Genomic DNA, 14,052 nt, shown 5'->3' on the forward strand with positions numbered 1-14,052 from the left:
CCGCCGGTGGGCGCGGCCGTGGGCCAGCCGCCGGGGCGCCTGCCGCCACCGGCGGGGGCGGCCGTGGGCCACGCGCCGGGTGCGGCCCCGGCGGGCGGCGCCGCGGGCGCGGGCTCTGCCGGAGCAACGGCCGGCGGCGCGGATACCTGAGGAGCAGGAGCAGGAGCCGGTGCCGGAGCAGGAGTAGGTGCCGGAGCCGGAGTAGGTGCCGGGGCAGGAGCGGGCGCTGGAGCCATAGGGGCAGGCGCCGCTTCCCCGCCCGGTCCCGGCCCTCGCACCGCGGCCCGGGCAGCGGCAGGACCGCCCCCCGCAGGGACCTGCGCGGCCGCACCGGGGTGGGCGTCGGGCGACGGCACGTATCCCATGGCCGGGCCGGAGCCCTGTCCCGCGGGTACGAAGTGGCCGCCGCGCTCCAGGCGGTCGAGCCTGGCCATCACGGAGCGGGCGTCGTCGTACGCGGCGGGCAGCAGCACGCGTGCGCAGATCAGCTCGAGCTGGAGGCGGGGTGAGGTGGCGCCCCGCATCTCCGTGAGCCCCTCGTTGACCAGGTCGGCGGCGCGGCTGAGCTCGGCGCCGCCGAAGACTCCGGCCTGGGCCTGCATCCGCTCGACGACGTCGACAGGAGCGTCGATGAGGCCCTTCTCGGCCGCGTCCGGGACGGCGGCCAGGATCACCAGGTCCCGCAACCGCTCCAGGAGGTCGGCAACGAACCGGCGCGGGTCGTTGCCCCCCTCGATGACGCGGTCCACGACCTCGAAGGCGGCGGCGCCGTCACCCGAGGCGAAGGCCTCGACGACGGAGTCGAGCAGCGAACCGTCCGTGTACCCGAGGAGGGACGTCGCCATGGCATACGTCACACCGTCCTCGGCCGCGGCGGCGAGCAGCTGGTCCATGACGGACATGGAGTCACGCACGGAACCGGCGCCGGCCCGCACGACCAGCGGCAGGACACCCTCCGCGACGGGGATGTCCTCCTTGCCGCAGACCTCTCCAAGGTAGTCCCGGAGCGTCCCGGGCGGCACGAGGCGGAAGGGGTAGTGGTGCGTACGCGACCGGATGGTCCCGATGACCTTCTCGGGCTCCGTGGTGGCGAAGATGAACTTGAGGTGCTCCGGGGGCTCCTCGACGACCTTCAGAAGGGCGTTGAACCCCGCCGACGTGACCATGTGGGCCTCGTCGATGATGTAGATCTTGTAGCGGCTGCTCGCGGGCCCGAAGAAGGCCTTTTCTCGCAGGTCACGGGCGTCGTCGACACCACCGTGCGAAGCGGCGTCGATCTCGATGACGTCGATCGAACCCGGCCCGTTCCTCGCCAGGTCGCGGCAGGACTGGCACTCGCCGCACGGCGTCGGTGTGGGCCCCTGCTCGCAGTTCAGACACCGCGCGAGGATGCGCGCGCTCGTCGTCTTGCCGCAGCCGCGCGGGCCACTGAACAGGTACGCGTGATTGACCCGGTTGTTCCGCAGCGCCTGCTGCAGCGGGTCGGTCACATGTTCCTGCCCGATGACCTCGGCGAACGACTCCGGGCGATAGCGGCGGTAGAGCGCGAGAGACGACACGTATACGAGGTTATAGGCGCCCACTGACAACCAGGGCCGCCGCTGACGACCGCGGCCGCCGGGGGCGAGCCGCCCCGGAACGCAAGACGCCCCTCACGCACCCGCCAGAGCCGACCTACCCTTGCTGCCTTCCGGCCCTGGGGGAGTTCAGTCAGATAGCGCCACGTGAGGGGCTGAGCTCCACAGTAGCGGATGCCCGGCCGGAATCACGAGCCCGGTCCCCGGCCCGATCCCCGCCCCCGGATCATGTTCGCGAGCACCCCCCAACGTCTTGTATTGTTTGCGGCGGAGGATTCGCCTAGTGGCCTAGGGCGCACGCTTGGAAAGCGTGTTGGGGGCAACCCCTCACGAGTTCGAATCTCGTATCCTCCGCCATTGCTCTCACCGGGCAATACGTCGAAGGGCCCCACCTCACGGTGGGGCCCTTCGACGTTGTCCTCAGACTTCGTTGTCCTGGTTTTTGTCCACAGCGAGGGTTTCTGGGGGCCCCCAGATGGCTTCAGCGATCTTCCGGGCGACGTCCTTGAGCATGGCGTCCGGCACATGCAGGTACCGCGCCCTCATGCTTGCGGACGTGCCCGGCTCCCACCCCATGATCTGATCAATGACGCGATCCGGAACACCGAGCAGCATGAGGACGGTGGCGGCCGTGTGCCGGGCGTCGTGCAGCCGGGCATTCCGAACCCCCGCGTCTTCCAGTAGTCGCTTCCAATCGTGGTAGTCCGTGTTCGGGCTCAGCGGGCCGCCCAGCGGCTTGGTGAACACGTAGTCCGACTCGGCCCACAGGTCGCCGGCAGCCTTGCGTTCGCGCGCTTGTGACTCGGCATGTGCACGGAGCATCGAAACCAGCGGCCCCGGCAGAGGCACGGCGCGGCGGCCTGCGCGGGACTTTGTGTTCTTGGTCTCACGCCGGACCTGCACCTTGTCGGGGCAGAACCCCGCCTTCCGGCCGCACGATGAGGCTTCCGGGCACCCGTGCTCATAACGGGGGCGCAAACGGTTCCGGCGCAGCTTCAGGTACTCGTTGCGCAGGTCGACGTCAGACCAGCGCAGCCCGAGCGTCTCGCCCTGCCTCAGTCCGAGCGCCAAGGCCAGCATCCAACGGGCGCTGTTCCGGCGCTTGTTGGCTTCGAGCAACAGGCGCTGAACCTCTTCCACGGAGTAGGGCTCAACCTCTGATTCGTCCTCTTCCATCCGTGGCGGCTTCGCCAACGCGGCGGCGTTCTTCGCCGCGTAGCCGCGCCGTACCGCCTCCCCCAGCGCGGTTCGGGCGGTGCGGTGCGCCTGGTGAGCCGTACCGGCCTTGCGCTCCCCGTTCGCCTGCATACGGCGGTACAGGCTTTCCAGGTGCTCAGGCTGCAAGCGGTCAAGGCGGTGCTTGCCGACACCAGGCGCGAGGTGGACGCGAACGGCGACCTCGTAGCCGTCGTACGTGTTCTCGCTGACGGTCGGCTTTGCGATGTTCTCGACCCAGTGCTGAAGCCACTTCTCAACCGTCCACGGCTTGCCAGGCTGACGCGCCGAACCCGCGTCGCGCTGCTTCTCAAGCCTCTTGACCTCTTCAACAAGGTCATCGCGCGTCGGGCGCGTCACGTGTCGGCGGTACGGCTCCCCGTTGTCCTTGTAGCCCATCGGCACACGGGCGTGCCAACGGCCGTCCTTCCCGAAGTAGATTGCGGATTCGCCGTTGGCGCGGCGGGTGCCTTTCTTCTTCTCTGCCACAGACAGACTCCTGTTTCTTGGTTTCGAGATGGTGTGGACCGGGGGCGGCGGCCTGTCCTGTCTGGGAGTGCCGCCACCTCCGGGCGTCGTCAAGCGGCGCGTTGCGCGGTGCGGAGACGGGTGACGTAGTCGGCCGGGGCGTCGGCGGGGACGCGGCGGAGACGACCGACGGGTACGGACTCCAGCTCTCCGGCGCGGATGAGCTGGTAGCACGTGGTCCGGCCGATGCGGAGTCGGCGGGCGGCTTCTTCGACTGTGAGGAGAACCAGGGTCGGGTCTTCGGCGGGGGCGAGAGGGAGGGTGATGGGTTCGTCCACGGCTCACTCCTGAAGGGCTGAGTTCACGGGCAGGTGCCGCCGCACAAACCGCAAAATCCGCAGAAATCCCGGGGGAGGTCGTTGACCTGCGGTGATGCGGTTCGCGGGCGAGGGTGGACCGTGCTCCGCAGAAACCCGCGATATTCCGCAAAAAATCAGGGGCGGCCGTCGACCGGCCCCGGGCTGCGGGGCGCTCGGTTTTTGCGGAATATCGCGGCATTGTGCGACGCGGCCCCGGCCGGTATAGGGCAGGGGACGCGTCGCAGGTCAGCTGGGGTGTGCGGCGCTTATTGCGGATTTTGCGGTTTGTGCGGGAGGGATTGAGGGCGCGGCCGGGGTCACCGGCCGCCCTGCCGCAGGGTGGGGTGGGCCACCAGGCGGGGCGCCGGGGGACGTCCGCGCTTGCCGGTGCGCTCGGGTTGGTAGGACCGCACGTATCCGTGCTCTTCCAGCAGCGCGAGGGCGGGTTCGAGATCGGCGACGGTGGGCACCTCGCTGCGAGACAAGACGGTGAAGACGTCCCGCCTGCTGACGTCCTCCCATCCGTTGTCCCTCAGCGCTTCCAGCACACTGCGGGCGCGGCCGACGACCGGGTCGGCGCCCATGGCGTCGAACACGGCGAGGGCGTGGGCGGTGTAGTACTCCCCCAGCTCGATGGCCGTGTGCACGGTGTCTTCGGTGACAGGATGGGCGTAGGCGTTGCCGCCGTGCTCGGCGAGGTGCAGAAGCGCGGCCATGCGGGCGGTCGCTCCAACGAGTTTCCCGGCCCAGTCGGCGATGTGACCCAGCCTCCCCCCGCGCGACTTGAGCCACGGTTCGACCCGTTCCTGATAGGCGATCAGGGCCGCGTCCGCCTCAGGGGCGAGCTGGATGATGGCCGGGTCTGTCCAGTCCGCGAGGGACAGGGTGAGGTCGATGACCCGGGCGGTGTAGGTGGCGGCGGTCTGTTCGGGGACCGGATCGGTGATGACCTTCCGATCACCGACCGTCGACATCGGCAGCGAATACAGGAAACGGCCTAGTAGGCCGCGCCCCTTGGCGCCCTTGATCTTTCCGATGTCCAAGAGCACGTCGGGCTGGACGGCCAGACCCATGGTCAGGGCGGGGGCATCGATGTACTCGCGGCGGGTCTGCCGGTTCACCCTCAGGCGTCCCCCGGCATGGCCTTTGAGGAAGACTTCCATGTTGGGACTGCCCGAGTAGCGGCCGGCGATGATGTCGAAGATGCCGCCCTCATCGCTCATCACCGACAGCCGACCGCCCTGTTCCGCCATGAGCGAGGTGACGGTCTCGGGTGTCGAGTCGTCGGCCAGCAGGACCGGTTCGGCTGGCACGGTGAGCGTGTCGGCGGTCTGTGCGAGGCCGATGGCGGTGGCCACCATTTCATCGCGTTTGTCGCCGTCGGCGGACGCAGCCTTGGCGGTTGCCTTGTCCGCCGCTTCCTGCGCCAGTCGCGCCGTCAGCTCCGCTTCCACGATCCTCGGCTTCATAGCCGACTTGAGCTGTTTCTCCGCCTCGTACAAGGGGTCGGTGAGCAGGCTGAAGACGGCGGACTTGCGGTTGCCGGGCGGGAGTGCGACCACGGTGAAGAGGTTGGTGGGCTCACGCCAGTTGCCGCGCACGTGGACCACCGACCGGCCGCCGGCCGCTGTGGCGAGCACGGCGAGGGCGATCGAACCGGCAAGGTCCACCGGGGTCTGCGTCTCCTCCGCGACGGCCGACACGAACTCCCCCAGCCAGGCAGGGAAGACGTGGGCGGGGAACGCCGGACGCTCACGCCGGCCGGTGAGAGGAATGGGGTCCTCCCACACGTCCGGTGCCGCCTCGTCCTCGCCGGGCACTTCTTCCAGGGTGGGCAGTCCGGCCCACAGGTCGGGACTGTCCACAGGCTGTGTAGTCATGAGGCCGCACTCCCTTCAGCGGTGGTGTGGGGGCAAATGCCGACGCTGACGCGGGCGGTCAGCCTGATGACAGCAGCGCGGCCCCGAGCGTGTTCGTGCTGCCCACAGACGCAGAGCCAGTCCGCGACGGGTACGCCCTCGCATTGGATCCGTAGCCCCGGGGTGATGCCGGTGACGGTGACCGCCTGCGGGTCAAGGCGAACAGCAATGGGGACGCCTTCGGCGACGCCCTTTCGGTCGCCCACGACCAACCGCAGGTGCCGCCGCCCGGCGGCGCGCGGGCGGTGGGGGTGGCTGCTCATGCCGCCCTCCCCGCAGGGCCGTTGAGGCCGTTAGCGACCGCGCGTGCCGCGTACGGCTCGGGGACGCCGACGGAGACGGCGGCGGCGATGACCTCTTGCCCGAGTGCGTCCAGGCCGCAGGGGCCGGGGCACTGTGCGTGCTGCTTGGCGAGGAACTGGGCCACCCCGAACGCCTGCGACGAGGCACCCGTTTCGGTACGAGCCAGGACCAGGGCCAGGCCGCGTTCCAGGCCGGTGCGGACATAGGCCGGCGTGTGGCGGCAGCCTGTGGCCACTCTTGCGTCCCACGTGGCGCGGCCAAGTGAAGAGACCACGTCCCCGCGGGCGGGGGTGGTCTCTTCCTTCTCGACCAGGGCGCGGACGGCGTCCGGCAGGGGCGTCATGGTGCCAGTGCCGGGACCGAGCCAACGGGCATACTGCATGAGCGACTTGATGTCGACGCCGGGGCGTACGGCGTTGGCTGACCGCATCGGCCCCAGGTAGATCCAGTGCTCTCCCCGGGTGGTGGGCACGGTCCGGGTCGGCGGCAGGCTCTCGCGGGCCCACGCGACCGCGTCGGCGTCGTCCAGGTCGACGACCGTGAGCCCGGCCCCGCCGGGGTGGTAGGCGACGGCCGAGGCCTGCACCAACGCGAACATCCATGCCTTCGAGGTGAGGACGTCGGGGTTCGTGGTGGCGGCGGCCCATGCGTGGCAGGGGCGTAGGCAGCGGCACGGGCCAGCCATCTTCATGTTCGGTCGGCCGCCGCACGCGTTCCTGGCGCACTCGCAGCAGTTGCCGAAGGGCACCTTCCCGGCCCGTAGCGGCAGCACGGGCACGCCGGATGTGGCGAGACTCAGGGCGGTGTGCAGGTGCTCCTTCATGCCGCCACCCCCAGGCCGGCGCGAGAGACGCGGAAGGCCCGGCCGATGTACTCGCTGTAGGCGGGCGGGATGGCCTCCGTCAGCTCCTCGCGCACATCGGTCCAGGTGATGCCGAGGGCCTCTTGAAGCTGAGGGATGGTCGGCTTGCCCCCGCCGTTGCCGTACGCGGCGACGTACGGGCCGTCGTAGAACCGGCCGTGCCGGTATCCCCGAACCCGGCCCCGGTGCGGCACGTGGGTCGGCTGCGGGGCGGTCCAGCCGCCCAATTCGAAGTTGCGGTGCCGGATGACCCCGAGCCCGTACATCTCGCCGCACAGGGTCAGGTCTTTGCGGATCCTCGCGCGGCCGTTGGGCTGCTCGATGACGTACGGCAGGCCGGTCTTTTCGAGCAGGTCCCGTGAGGGGGCGACCAGGTCGACGTGAACGCCGCCCCATCCCTGAGACCGGTTCGTGCCGACGGTCAGGGCGCACTGGTCCTGGCAGGGCGGGGAGGCGTGGACGAACGCGTACCGCTCGATCTCTCCCGTGGCGATGAGGCGGGCGAGGTACTCCAACGCGTCGCCCCGGTGCTGCGGGAAGGGGTAGTTGGGCCGGTCGGCGATGTCGCAGCCGTCCACGACGAATCCCGCTCGGAGGTAGCCCATGGCGGCGCCGCCGGCACAGGAGAACAGGTCGAGCAGGCGGGGCCGGGAGCGCTCTCGCCTGATGTTGGTGGTTTGGGTCATGCTGGAGGTCTCCAGTTCCTTCGTGGGTACTGGCTGGCAAGGGCGGCCCCGTGACTTTGGCGAGATGCGGGGGCCGCCCTTGGCGTAGCTACAGGTCGTGGTCGTCGTCGGGGAGGGGCCCGGACCAGCCGAGCGGGGCGAGCGCGTTGTGTGTGCGGTCGAGGTGCTCGGTGAGGGTCTGGGTGATGATCGCGGCGGAGGCGAGGGCGGAACGGGCCTCGGCGAGGTGGTCGCCCGGGGCGCCGTAGTCCGCGGTGACCGCACCGGTCTTGACGAGCGTCCCCAGGAAGCCGGAGAGCTGGTCGAAGCTCTGCGGCAGACGCTGCGTGAGCGTCCTGAGCGAGGCGACCACCTTGTACGCGTCGCCGGGGTAGATCAGGTTTCCTTTGGCGGCCTGCGTGGCGTGGTTGAGGTTGCGGACCGCTTCAGCGGCCTTGCCCGCGAGGTCTGTCGGGTTGGCGTTCGTCATGCGTGGGTCTCCTTGCAATGGGGGTAGCGCTCGCCGACGGAGCACCGGTCGTAGTCGTCGATGTAGACCTGGAAGTCCTTGCGGTCGCCGTCGGCGGTGCGCACGGTCAGGAAGTACGGGCGGGTCGCGCTGGCCGGGGGCGTGCGTTGGGCCTTGGCGACGACGACGCCGGCCGGGCCGTCGGGCAGGGAACACCCGGCAAGGATGGCCACGGCGCTGGTGGTCATGACGAGTGCGGCGTAGGTGCGGCGGTTCACGCTGCCTCCTGGTCGGTGGCGGGGAGTTGGGGCAGGCCCGCATCGGTGAGGGCCTGCGGGTTGAAGCCGGGCAGCGCGGCCCGGGTGAGCAGGGCGGTGGCGAGCTGCTCGGCATAGGCGGCGCCGGCGCGAGCCGTTTCGATCTGGGCTCCGGCCTCGATGGCGGTGATGCGCTCGATGTGGGCGTGCTCGGCACGGCGTTCGGCTGTGTGCCGCTCGTGGGCAACCGTGTTGCGGCGGTCGGTGCGCCAGTAGCGGGCAGCCAGCCCGTACGCAGCCACGGTCGCCAGCACCCACAGCAGGAGCGGCAGGGAGAGGCCGTCGGAGTATCCGGCGATGCCGGTGAAGGCGAGGGCGCCGGAGGCGGCGAACGCGGTTCCGGCGATGACCTTGTCTCCGGCGTAGCCGGTGGAGGCGAACACGCCGGCCGCTCCGGCCGCGAGGGACAGCGCGGCCATCAGCACGGCGTTGCCGGTGGAGTGTTCGGCGCCGTTGGCGTTCCAGATCCTCGCCAGGATCAGGACGGTGGAGGTGGCGAGCACGGGCGCGGCTTTGGGGGCGATGAGGGCAAGCCAGTGCCGGGCGATGATCTGTTCGTTCATGACCGGTCTCCTAGAGGTTGCCGATGGCGTGGATGACGGCGGTGGTGAGTTGGTTGATGGGCCCGGCGGCGCCGGTGGAGGCGAGGAAGAACCCGAACCCGGTGGCGATGAACGCGCTGCCGTAGCCGAGGCTGTGGGAGCGGAGCAGGAAGAACAGGACGAGACCGAACAGGGCCACGAGCGAGACGGTGATGACCATCGGGGTTATCCCTTCGCGGCAGGCTTGAAGGCGGGCTGCTTGGTGGGGGTGTCGGTGCCGTCGCGGTACAGGCGCAGCCACACGTTGTAGAGGTGGCGTCCGACGCGTATGCGCTTGCCGTGGCCCTTGCAGCGGCGGCAGGTCTTGCCGCGCTTGGGCCGTCCCTTGCGGTCGGTCTTCATCGCGAAGCCGAAGCCCTTGCACTTGCGGCAGTCGCCGAACGGACTGCCCGCACAGAGACTTGCGTAACCGAGAGTGACGGCGAGTAGGCAGGCGCTAGCAAGGAGGATGAGGGTCATGGGGTGCCTTCCAGGCGGGGTTTCCGGCGTTTGCGCAGGTGGGGTGCTAGGTGCGAGTCCGCAGATGGGGGCCGGTTTGGGGTGCTAGCGGGGGTGCTAGACCTAGCAGCGATGGCTGCTAGGTCTAGCACTCGTGCGCGGCGCCTCTCGGGCTACTTTCCGTCACGTACGGTGATGGCTTTGGTGATGTCGGCGCGGGCGATGCCGCGCCGGGTGGTGCCCTTGCCCTTGTCGCTCGTGCCCCAGACGTCCTGCGCGGCGACGCCGTGCGGCTTGAGGTTCGAGGTGACCGTCTCGCCCTTCCAGCCGCCGTAGACGTCGGGGCGCAGGGTGGCGAGGCGGGCGGCGACCTTCTCGTTCCAGACCTTGTCCTCATCGGCCGGCACGACCTTGAGGATGTCGGCCAGCAGATCGAAAGTGGCCTCACCGCTCTCGGGCGCCTGGCCGATGGCGTGGCCGGTGACGTTGCCGTACTCCTCGCGCATCGCGCGGGCCCGGCCCACGACCTGCTCAGCCCCGAGCGCGTCCACGAACGCGGAAGCGACGATGCGCGGGTCGTCGCCCTCACCGGCCATCCAGCAGATACCGCGGTCGGTGCGGGAGAACATTGTGGCCCGGTACCCGGCCTTGTACATCGAAGTACCCAGCACCATGTCGTTGGCGGGCTGACCCATGACCTTGAGGCAGAACCGCAGCACCGCGTTGGCTGAGATGCCGGTGGGCAGCGACTTCGCGTCCGGGCGCTGCGTGCCGAACAGCATCGTCATGCCCAGGGCGGGACCGCGCTTGCCCAGGTCAGTGCAGATTTCCTCGATCTCCGCCCCGTACTTCTCGTGCTCGAAAGGGACTTGGCACTCATCGAACCCGGCAACGATCGGGTGCAGACCAAGGGACTTGTCGTTGGCCAGCTCCGCAGTCACCTTCGACTCCGGGCAGCGCGAGCGCGGCAGGGACTTGATGACCTTCGCCCGCCTGCGCAGCTCGGTGCGCAGCTCCCGCAGCGATTCGAGGACGTAGAGGATGTCTTCGTCCTCGTCACCTGCGCGGTAGCGGTGGCAGACCGGCTCAAGGGCGCCGAAGTCGCCGGTGCCCTTGAAGTCGAACGCGTACAGCTCCGCACGCGGATCGAGTGCGGCGATCAGCAGGAACAAGCGCATCAGGAACGTCTTGCCCATGCGCGGGATCGAGCCGACGATGACGGAGGCGAACATGAGGGTCACGGACACATCGCCCATGCGCTGGTCGTTGCCGAACACGACCGGCTTGAACAGGTCCACGCTGCCCGACTTGAGAAGCGGCCACGCAGGCTTGGTGGTCTCGTTCATGGGCTTGTCGCCCACCCACAGGATCAGCCGCCCCTCGTGCTCGGTCGGGTCGGCCGAGGGCCACACACAGCCGACCTTGCGGCGCAGACCGGACGCCAGCGGCTTGCGGGCCTCCATGATGTCCTCCGGGGTGACACCCCAGGGAAGGTCCAGGTCAGCGCGGTATCCGGGCCCATCGCGGGTGATCTCGGAGGTGAAGCGCATCCCGTTCATGTCGGCGCCCTTCTTGATGGCGGCCGACAGCTTCGCGTTGCCGATGTTGTCCAGCGCGCGCAGCACGATCGAACCAGTGAGCTTCTGAATCTCGGTCTTCAGGACCGCAGGGCCGATCACCGGCTGATCCTGGGGCGCACCCCAGAACCCCGCGACCAGCACCGCAGCCGAAGCCAGCACGGTGAGCCAGCCCGGCGCCATGACGTACATGGTCAGCGCGAACCCTGTACCAAAGATCAGGCCGACGGTCGTGACGAGGACCCGCAGGCGTACCCGGTGGTCGCGCTGACGCGACAGCTTCAGGTACTCGGCGGTGTTCTCCTTGTAGACCTCGTAGGCGCGCAGCGGGGCCGCCTCCGCGTCCCACACCCACCGGTTGGTGTTGCGGACCATCCGGGCCGCACCGCGCGGGGCGTGCAGCCCGAGCTGCAGCGCGTACCAGGGGGTGCGGATGCCGTGGAAGACGGCCGCATAGAACGCGTTGCCGGCCGCGCGCTGCGTGGTCGAGACGAATCCCGGCTTCGAGGTCAGCCAACTCGGCAGGATCGGCTTGCGCTTGTAGGTGGTGATGCCCGGGGCGGGCAGGTCGGGCGAGTCGACCGGCCGCGGCCGGGGCGACTCGTCCTCGTCGTCATCCGCCTCGATCGGCACGGCAGGCTCGGACGGTTCGGCCGGCGCCGGATCGGGGGCCGGAGCGGCGGGCAGTCCGGTGGTGATGTCGAAGACCTCGGCACCTGCGCGCTCGGGCTCTTCGGGCTGGCCAGTGACGGTGTTCTCAGACACGGTGGGTCTGCTCCCTCTGGTCGAGTGGGGCGGAAAGGGCCCGGCCGTCGCTGTAGGAGGTGGGCGGCCGGGCCCTGCCGAGATTCAGGCGGCGTAGGCGTTGAGCTGCGGGGTCAGCGCCGATTCCATGCGGTACGCCTCGTCCTCGTCGGCGTTCATGTGCCGGTCGAGGGAACGCAGTTCGCGCCGGGACAGCGGTGCGATGTCGAGGTTGTTGCGCACGCGGTCGAGGTGCCGTTCCAGGACGCCGGGGCGGGAGAACTGCATGGCGTGCACCAGCTCGTGCACGAGGGTGACCGCCAGCAGGTCGGGGTGGGGGAGCTTGTGGACGTTGAGCAGGATCAGCACCCCGTTGCGCGTGGCCGTGGTCAGGCCGAAGACGCGGCGGGCATTGCGGACGACGATGCGGCGGTTCTTGTCCACAGCCCTGGGGGAAGCACCGGGCACCAGGGAGGATTCCGCCCTGGTCGCCAGCTCCCCCATGCCCTGCGGGGTGGTGAGGACGATCTCGACGCGGGGCAGTCGCCCGCGGACGTTGTGCGCGACCAGGTCGGCGGCCGACGGCGCGGCGTGCTGAGCCTCACGCAGGATGTTGCGGCGGCCGAAGACTCGGTAGGCGGTGACCTTCACGATCGAACTCCTTGACAAGTAGCAGGGTTCAGGCGGCGCGCTGTTCGGTGGGGTAGGCGCAGGTCACGCACATGCCGAGCGAGGTCGGGATGACGTATCCGGCGTCCAAGTGGCAGGCCGGGCAGGTGCGGCGGGCGAGCATCGCCAGGGCGAGCGCGCCCCACATGCGTGAGGTCATCGGCCGCACAGGCTTGGCGAGGTCGACCCGGTACAGGAACGCCACGCTCACGCCCGCCTTGCGGCGACGGGAGCGACGCATGAGCTGGGCCGCTATCGGCTGACCACCCGGCCGTAACCCCTGCTCACGGAGCTGTCGGCGCGTGGCCAGACCCTCCGGGGCAAGGCGCCACGGGTAGGTAGGGACGCCGTAGCGGGCGCCGGACGGGTCGTAGCACTTGCCGAACGCCGCGGACATCAGGCCGCAGCCTCACCGGCGCGCTCGGCCCGCAGGGTGTCTCGCAGCAGCCGGGCGTTCTTCGGCGAGGTGTGGACCGCGAGTCGGATGCCCTCGGCGGTCAGCTTCGCGTCCGGCCAATCTTCCGTCTCGGTGCGGGCCTCATCGAGCAGCTCGGCCGCGGTCCGCTTGGGCCGACTCGATCGGGCAGCGTCGGGCACGCGGCCCGTGGCGCCGCGCGGTCGGGTCGACTCGGCGGGCACAGTGCGCTTCTCGATCGGCCGGACCGGGGCCGACTCGATCGCCCGTACGGGCTTGCTCGGCAGGGTCGACTTCAGGAAGCCGACCGCGACCGGAGACGGCAGAACGATCGGCTTCGCGGTGATCGGTGCCGGGGTCGATTCGGGCAGGTCAGCCGTAGACCGAATCCTCACAGTCTCGGCCGATTCCTCCATATTCGCGCCCACAGGCGGGAGAGCGTCCGGGGCGAGGCGGAACATGGCTCCGAGCGCGGCGTCTGCGCCGATCGTGACGCGCTGACGCTGCACATCGAGCAGCGCCGATCCAAGGACCGCATCGCCCGATCCGACCTTGCGGGCCAGCCTCCAGGACACCCGATCGGAGCGCTTGCGCATCTTCGCGTCGGGGTGGTTGGTGGCGCGGGCCCGGTGATAGGCCAGCCGCTGGACGACCTCGACCGCCCGACGCTCGCCCTCAGCGTCCCGACCGTCGGTGTGCACCGCGATGCGACGGGCCAGGAACGCCATGCCCTCGGCCGACACGCACATGCCCATCGGAGTGATGGCGTAGATGACGGTCGTACCCCGGTCGTCGGCCGCCATCGCAGCCATCGCGGACGCGGCGGCCGGCAGGGCCCACAGCCCGAGTCGGATGATGCGCGGGGAGGACTGACCCAGCATCGTCAGCCCGAGCAGCACGAGCGCGAGGACGGCGGTGGCGCCCTCACCCGCGGACACGGCCCCGAGCGCGGTGCCCTTGCCGTACGCCCCACTGATGTTGGAGTACGTGCCGATTCCACCGAAGACCCCGGTGGCGAGCATCGGCACGAACGCCGCGCTCAGCACAATGATCTGAACCTTGGTCAGCGGCTTACGAGCCTGCGCAGTCATGCCACACCGCCCGTCTGTGCGAGCGTGGCGGACCGGTTCGCCAGCTCGCGCCGGGCGGCCAGAACCTTGCGACGGGCCCGGCGGATGCGCCGCTGGTCCAGCTCAGTCGGGGTGTGGTCCAGCGTGACGATCTGCGCGTCCAGCAGCTCAACGCGAGCCAGGATGACGGGCATCTCGGCCTCGATCGCGTCCAGCTCCGCGGCCGTCGGTTCGCGGTCGAACCCGTCAGTCGTAACGACGGCCTGAAGTGCAACGATGTTCCCCATGAGTCGTGTTCTCCCTAGCAGGTAGGCGGCTCGAAAGCGGCCCCGGTGTTCCCGCACCGGGGCCGCGCGGCGTTGAAGTCGGGTGATCCGGCTCCC

Annotated in this window: 16 protein-coding genes, 1 tRNA gene and 1 other RNA gene; 1 reads left to right on the forward strand and 17 read right to left on the reverse strand. The window is 69.8% G+C overall.

Going from position 1 to position 14,052, the window contains the following annotated elements; translation table 11 throughout:
* A partial coding sequence (locus tag CG723_RS43445) for a DNA polymerase III subunit gamma and tau (protein WP_100599142.1) occupies positions 1-1,559 on the reverse strand: 1,559 nt, incomplete at its 3' end.
* Between the two features lie 82 nt (positions 1,560-1,641).
* An RNA gene (gene ffs / locus CG723_RS43450) (signal recognition particle sRNA small type) lies at positions 1,642-1,736 on the reverse strand.
* Positions 1,737-1,846: 110 nt separating this feature from the next.
* Between ffs and CG723_RS43455 the strand changes: the two genes are divergently transcribed.
* Positions 1,847-1,934: transfer RNA gene (locus CG723_RS43455), tRNA-Ser, on the forward strand.
* A gap of 63 nt (positions 1,935-1,997) precedes the next feature.
* Here CG723_RS43455 and CG723_RS43460 read toward each other — a convergent pair.
* The 15 genes from CG723_RS43460 to CG723_RS43535 all read right to left on the reverse strand — a co-directional run bounded on the left by CG723_RS43460 (position 1,998) and on the right by CG723_RS43535 (position 13,956).
* The gene (locus tag CG723_RS43460; RefSeq protein ID WP_100599088.1) at positions 1,998-3,281 is read right to left on the reverse strand and encodes a tyrosine-type recombinase/integrase; all 1,284 of its coding nucleotides are present in this window, start codon (positions 3,279-3,281) and stop codon (positions 1,998-2,000) included.
* Positions 3,282-3,370: 89 nt separating this feature from the next.
* The gene (locus tag CG723_RS43465) at positions 3,371-3,598 is read right to left on the reverse strand and encodes an excisionase family DNA-binding protein (protein ID WP_100599089.1); all 228 of its coding nucleotides are present in this window, start codon (positions 3,596-3,598) and stop codon (positions 3,371-3,373) included.
* 338 nt (positions 3,599-3,936) lie between these two features.
* Positions 3,937-5,484, reverse strand: a complete 1,548-nt coding sequence (locus CG723_RS43470; RefSeq protein WP_100599090.1) for a YfjI family protein — start codon at positions 5,482-5,484, stop codon at positions 3,937-3,939.
* 313 nt (positions 5,485-5,797) lie between these two features.
* Positions 5,798-6,664, reverse strand: coding sequence for a bifunctional DNA primase/polymerase (locus CG723_RS43480; RefSeq protein ID WP_100599091.1), 867 nt, complete (start codon positions 6,662-6,664; stop codon positions 5,798-5,800).
* Positions 6,661-7,389, reverse strand: a complete 729-nt coding sequence (locus CG723_RS43485) for a DNA cytosine methyltransferase (RefSeq protein ID WP_100599092.1) — start codon at positions 7,387-7,389, stop codon at positions 6,661-6,663. The genes CG723_RS43480 and CG723_RS43485 overlap by 4 nt, the downstream gene beginning before the upstream one ends.
* An 88-nt stretch (positions 7,390-7,477) precedes the next feature.
* Positions 7,478-7,858 carry a hypothetical protein gene (locus CG723_RS43490; RefSeq protein WP_100599093.1) on the reverse strand — a complete coding sequence of 127 codons (381 nt, stop codon included), beginning with the start codon at positions 7,856-7,858 and terminating at the stop codon, positions 7,478-7,480.
* A complete protein-coding gene (locus CG723_RS43495; protein ID WP_100599094.1) occupies positions 7,855-8,115 on the reverse strand; it encodes a hypothetical protein in 261 nt (86 codons plus the stop codon). The genes CG723_RS43490 and CG723_RS43495 overlap by 4 nt, the downstream gene beginning before the upstream one ends.
* Positions 8,112-8,717, reverse strand: a complete 606-nt coding sequence (locus CG723_RS43500) for a hypothetical protein (protein ID WP_100599095.1) — start codon at positions 8,715-8,717, stop codon at positions 8,112-8,114. Before CG723_RS43500 ends, CG723_RS43495 begins: the two co-directional genes overlap by 4 nt.
* Positions 8,718-8,727: 10 nt before the next feature.
* Positions 8,728-8,916 carry a hypothetical protein gene (locus CG723_RS43505; protein ID WP_100599096.1) on the reverse strand — a complete coding sequence of 63 codons (189 nt, stop codon included), beginning with the start codon at positions 8,914-8,916 and terminating at the stop codon, positions 8,728-8,730.
* Between the two features lie 5 nt (positions 8,917-8,921).
* A complete protein-coding gene (locus tag CG723_RS43510; protein ID WP_100599097.1) occupies positions 8,922-9,215 on the reverse strand; it encodes a hypothetical protein in 294 nt (97 codons plus the stop codon).
* A gap of 152 nt (positions 9,216-9,367) precedes the next feature.
* A complete protein-coding gene (locus CG723_RS43515; RefSeq protein WP_100599098.1) occupies positions 9,368-11,536 on the reverse strand; it encodes a cell division protein FtsK in 2,169 nt (722 codons plus the stop codon).
* Positions 11,537-11,620: 84 nt separating this feature from the next.
* Positions 11,621-12,166 (reverse strand): hypothetical protein, encoded by a 546-nt coding sequence (locus CG723_RS43520; protein ID WP_100599099.1) that lies wholly within the window; start codon positions 12,164-12,166, stop codon positions 11,621-11,623.
* Between the two features lie 28 nt (positions 12,167-12,194).
* Positions 12,195-12,581, reverse strand: coding sequence for an RRQRL motif-containing zinc-binding protein (locus CG723_RS43525; RefSeq protein ID WP_100599100.1), 387 nt, complete (start codon positions 12,579-12,581; stop codon positions 12,195-12,197).
* Positions 12,581-13,690: a conjugal transfer protein gene (locus CG723_RS43530; RefSeq protein WP_100599101.1), complete on the reverse strand. Its 1,110-nt coding sequence runs from the start codon at positions 13,688-13,690 to the stop codon at positions 12,581-12,583. The genes CG723_RS43525 and CG723_RS43530 overlap by 1 nt, the downstream gene beginning before the upstream one ends.
* Entirely contained in the window at positions 13,687-13,956 is a 270-nt protein-coding gene (locus tag CG723_RS43535) for a DUF6284 family protein (RefSeq protein WP_100599102.1), read from the reverse strand. Before CG723_RS43535 ends, CG723_RS43530 begins: the two co-directional genes overlap by 4 nt.
* Positions 13,957-14,052 lie beyond the last annotated feature (96 nt).

Source organism: Streptomyces sp. CB01635 (genome assembly GCF_002803065.1).
Classification (GTDB): domain Bacteria; phylum Actinomycetota; class Actinomycetes; order Streptomycetales; family Streptomycetaceae; genus Streptomyces.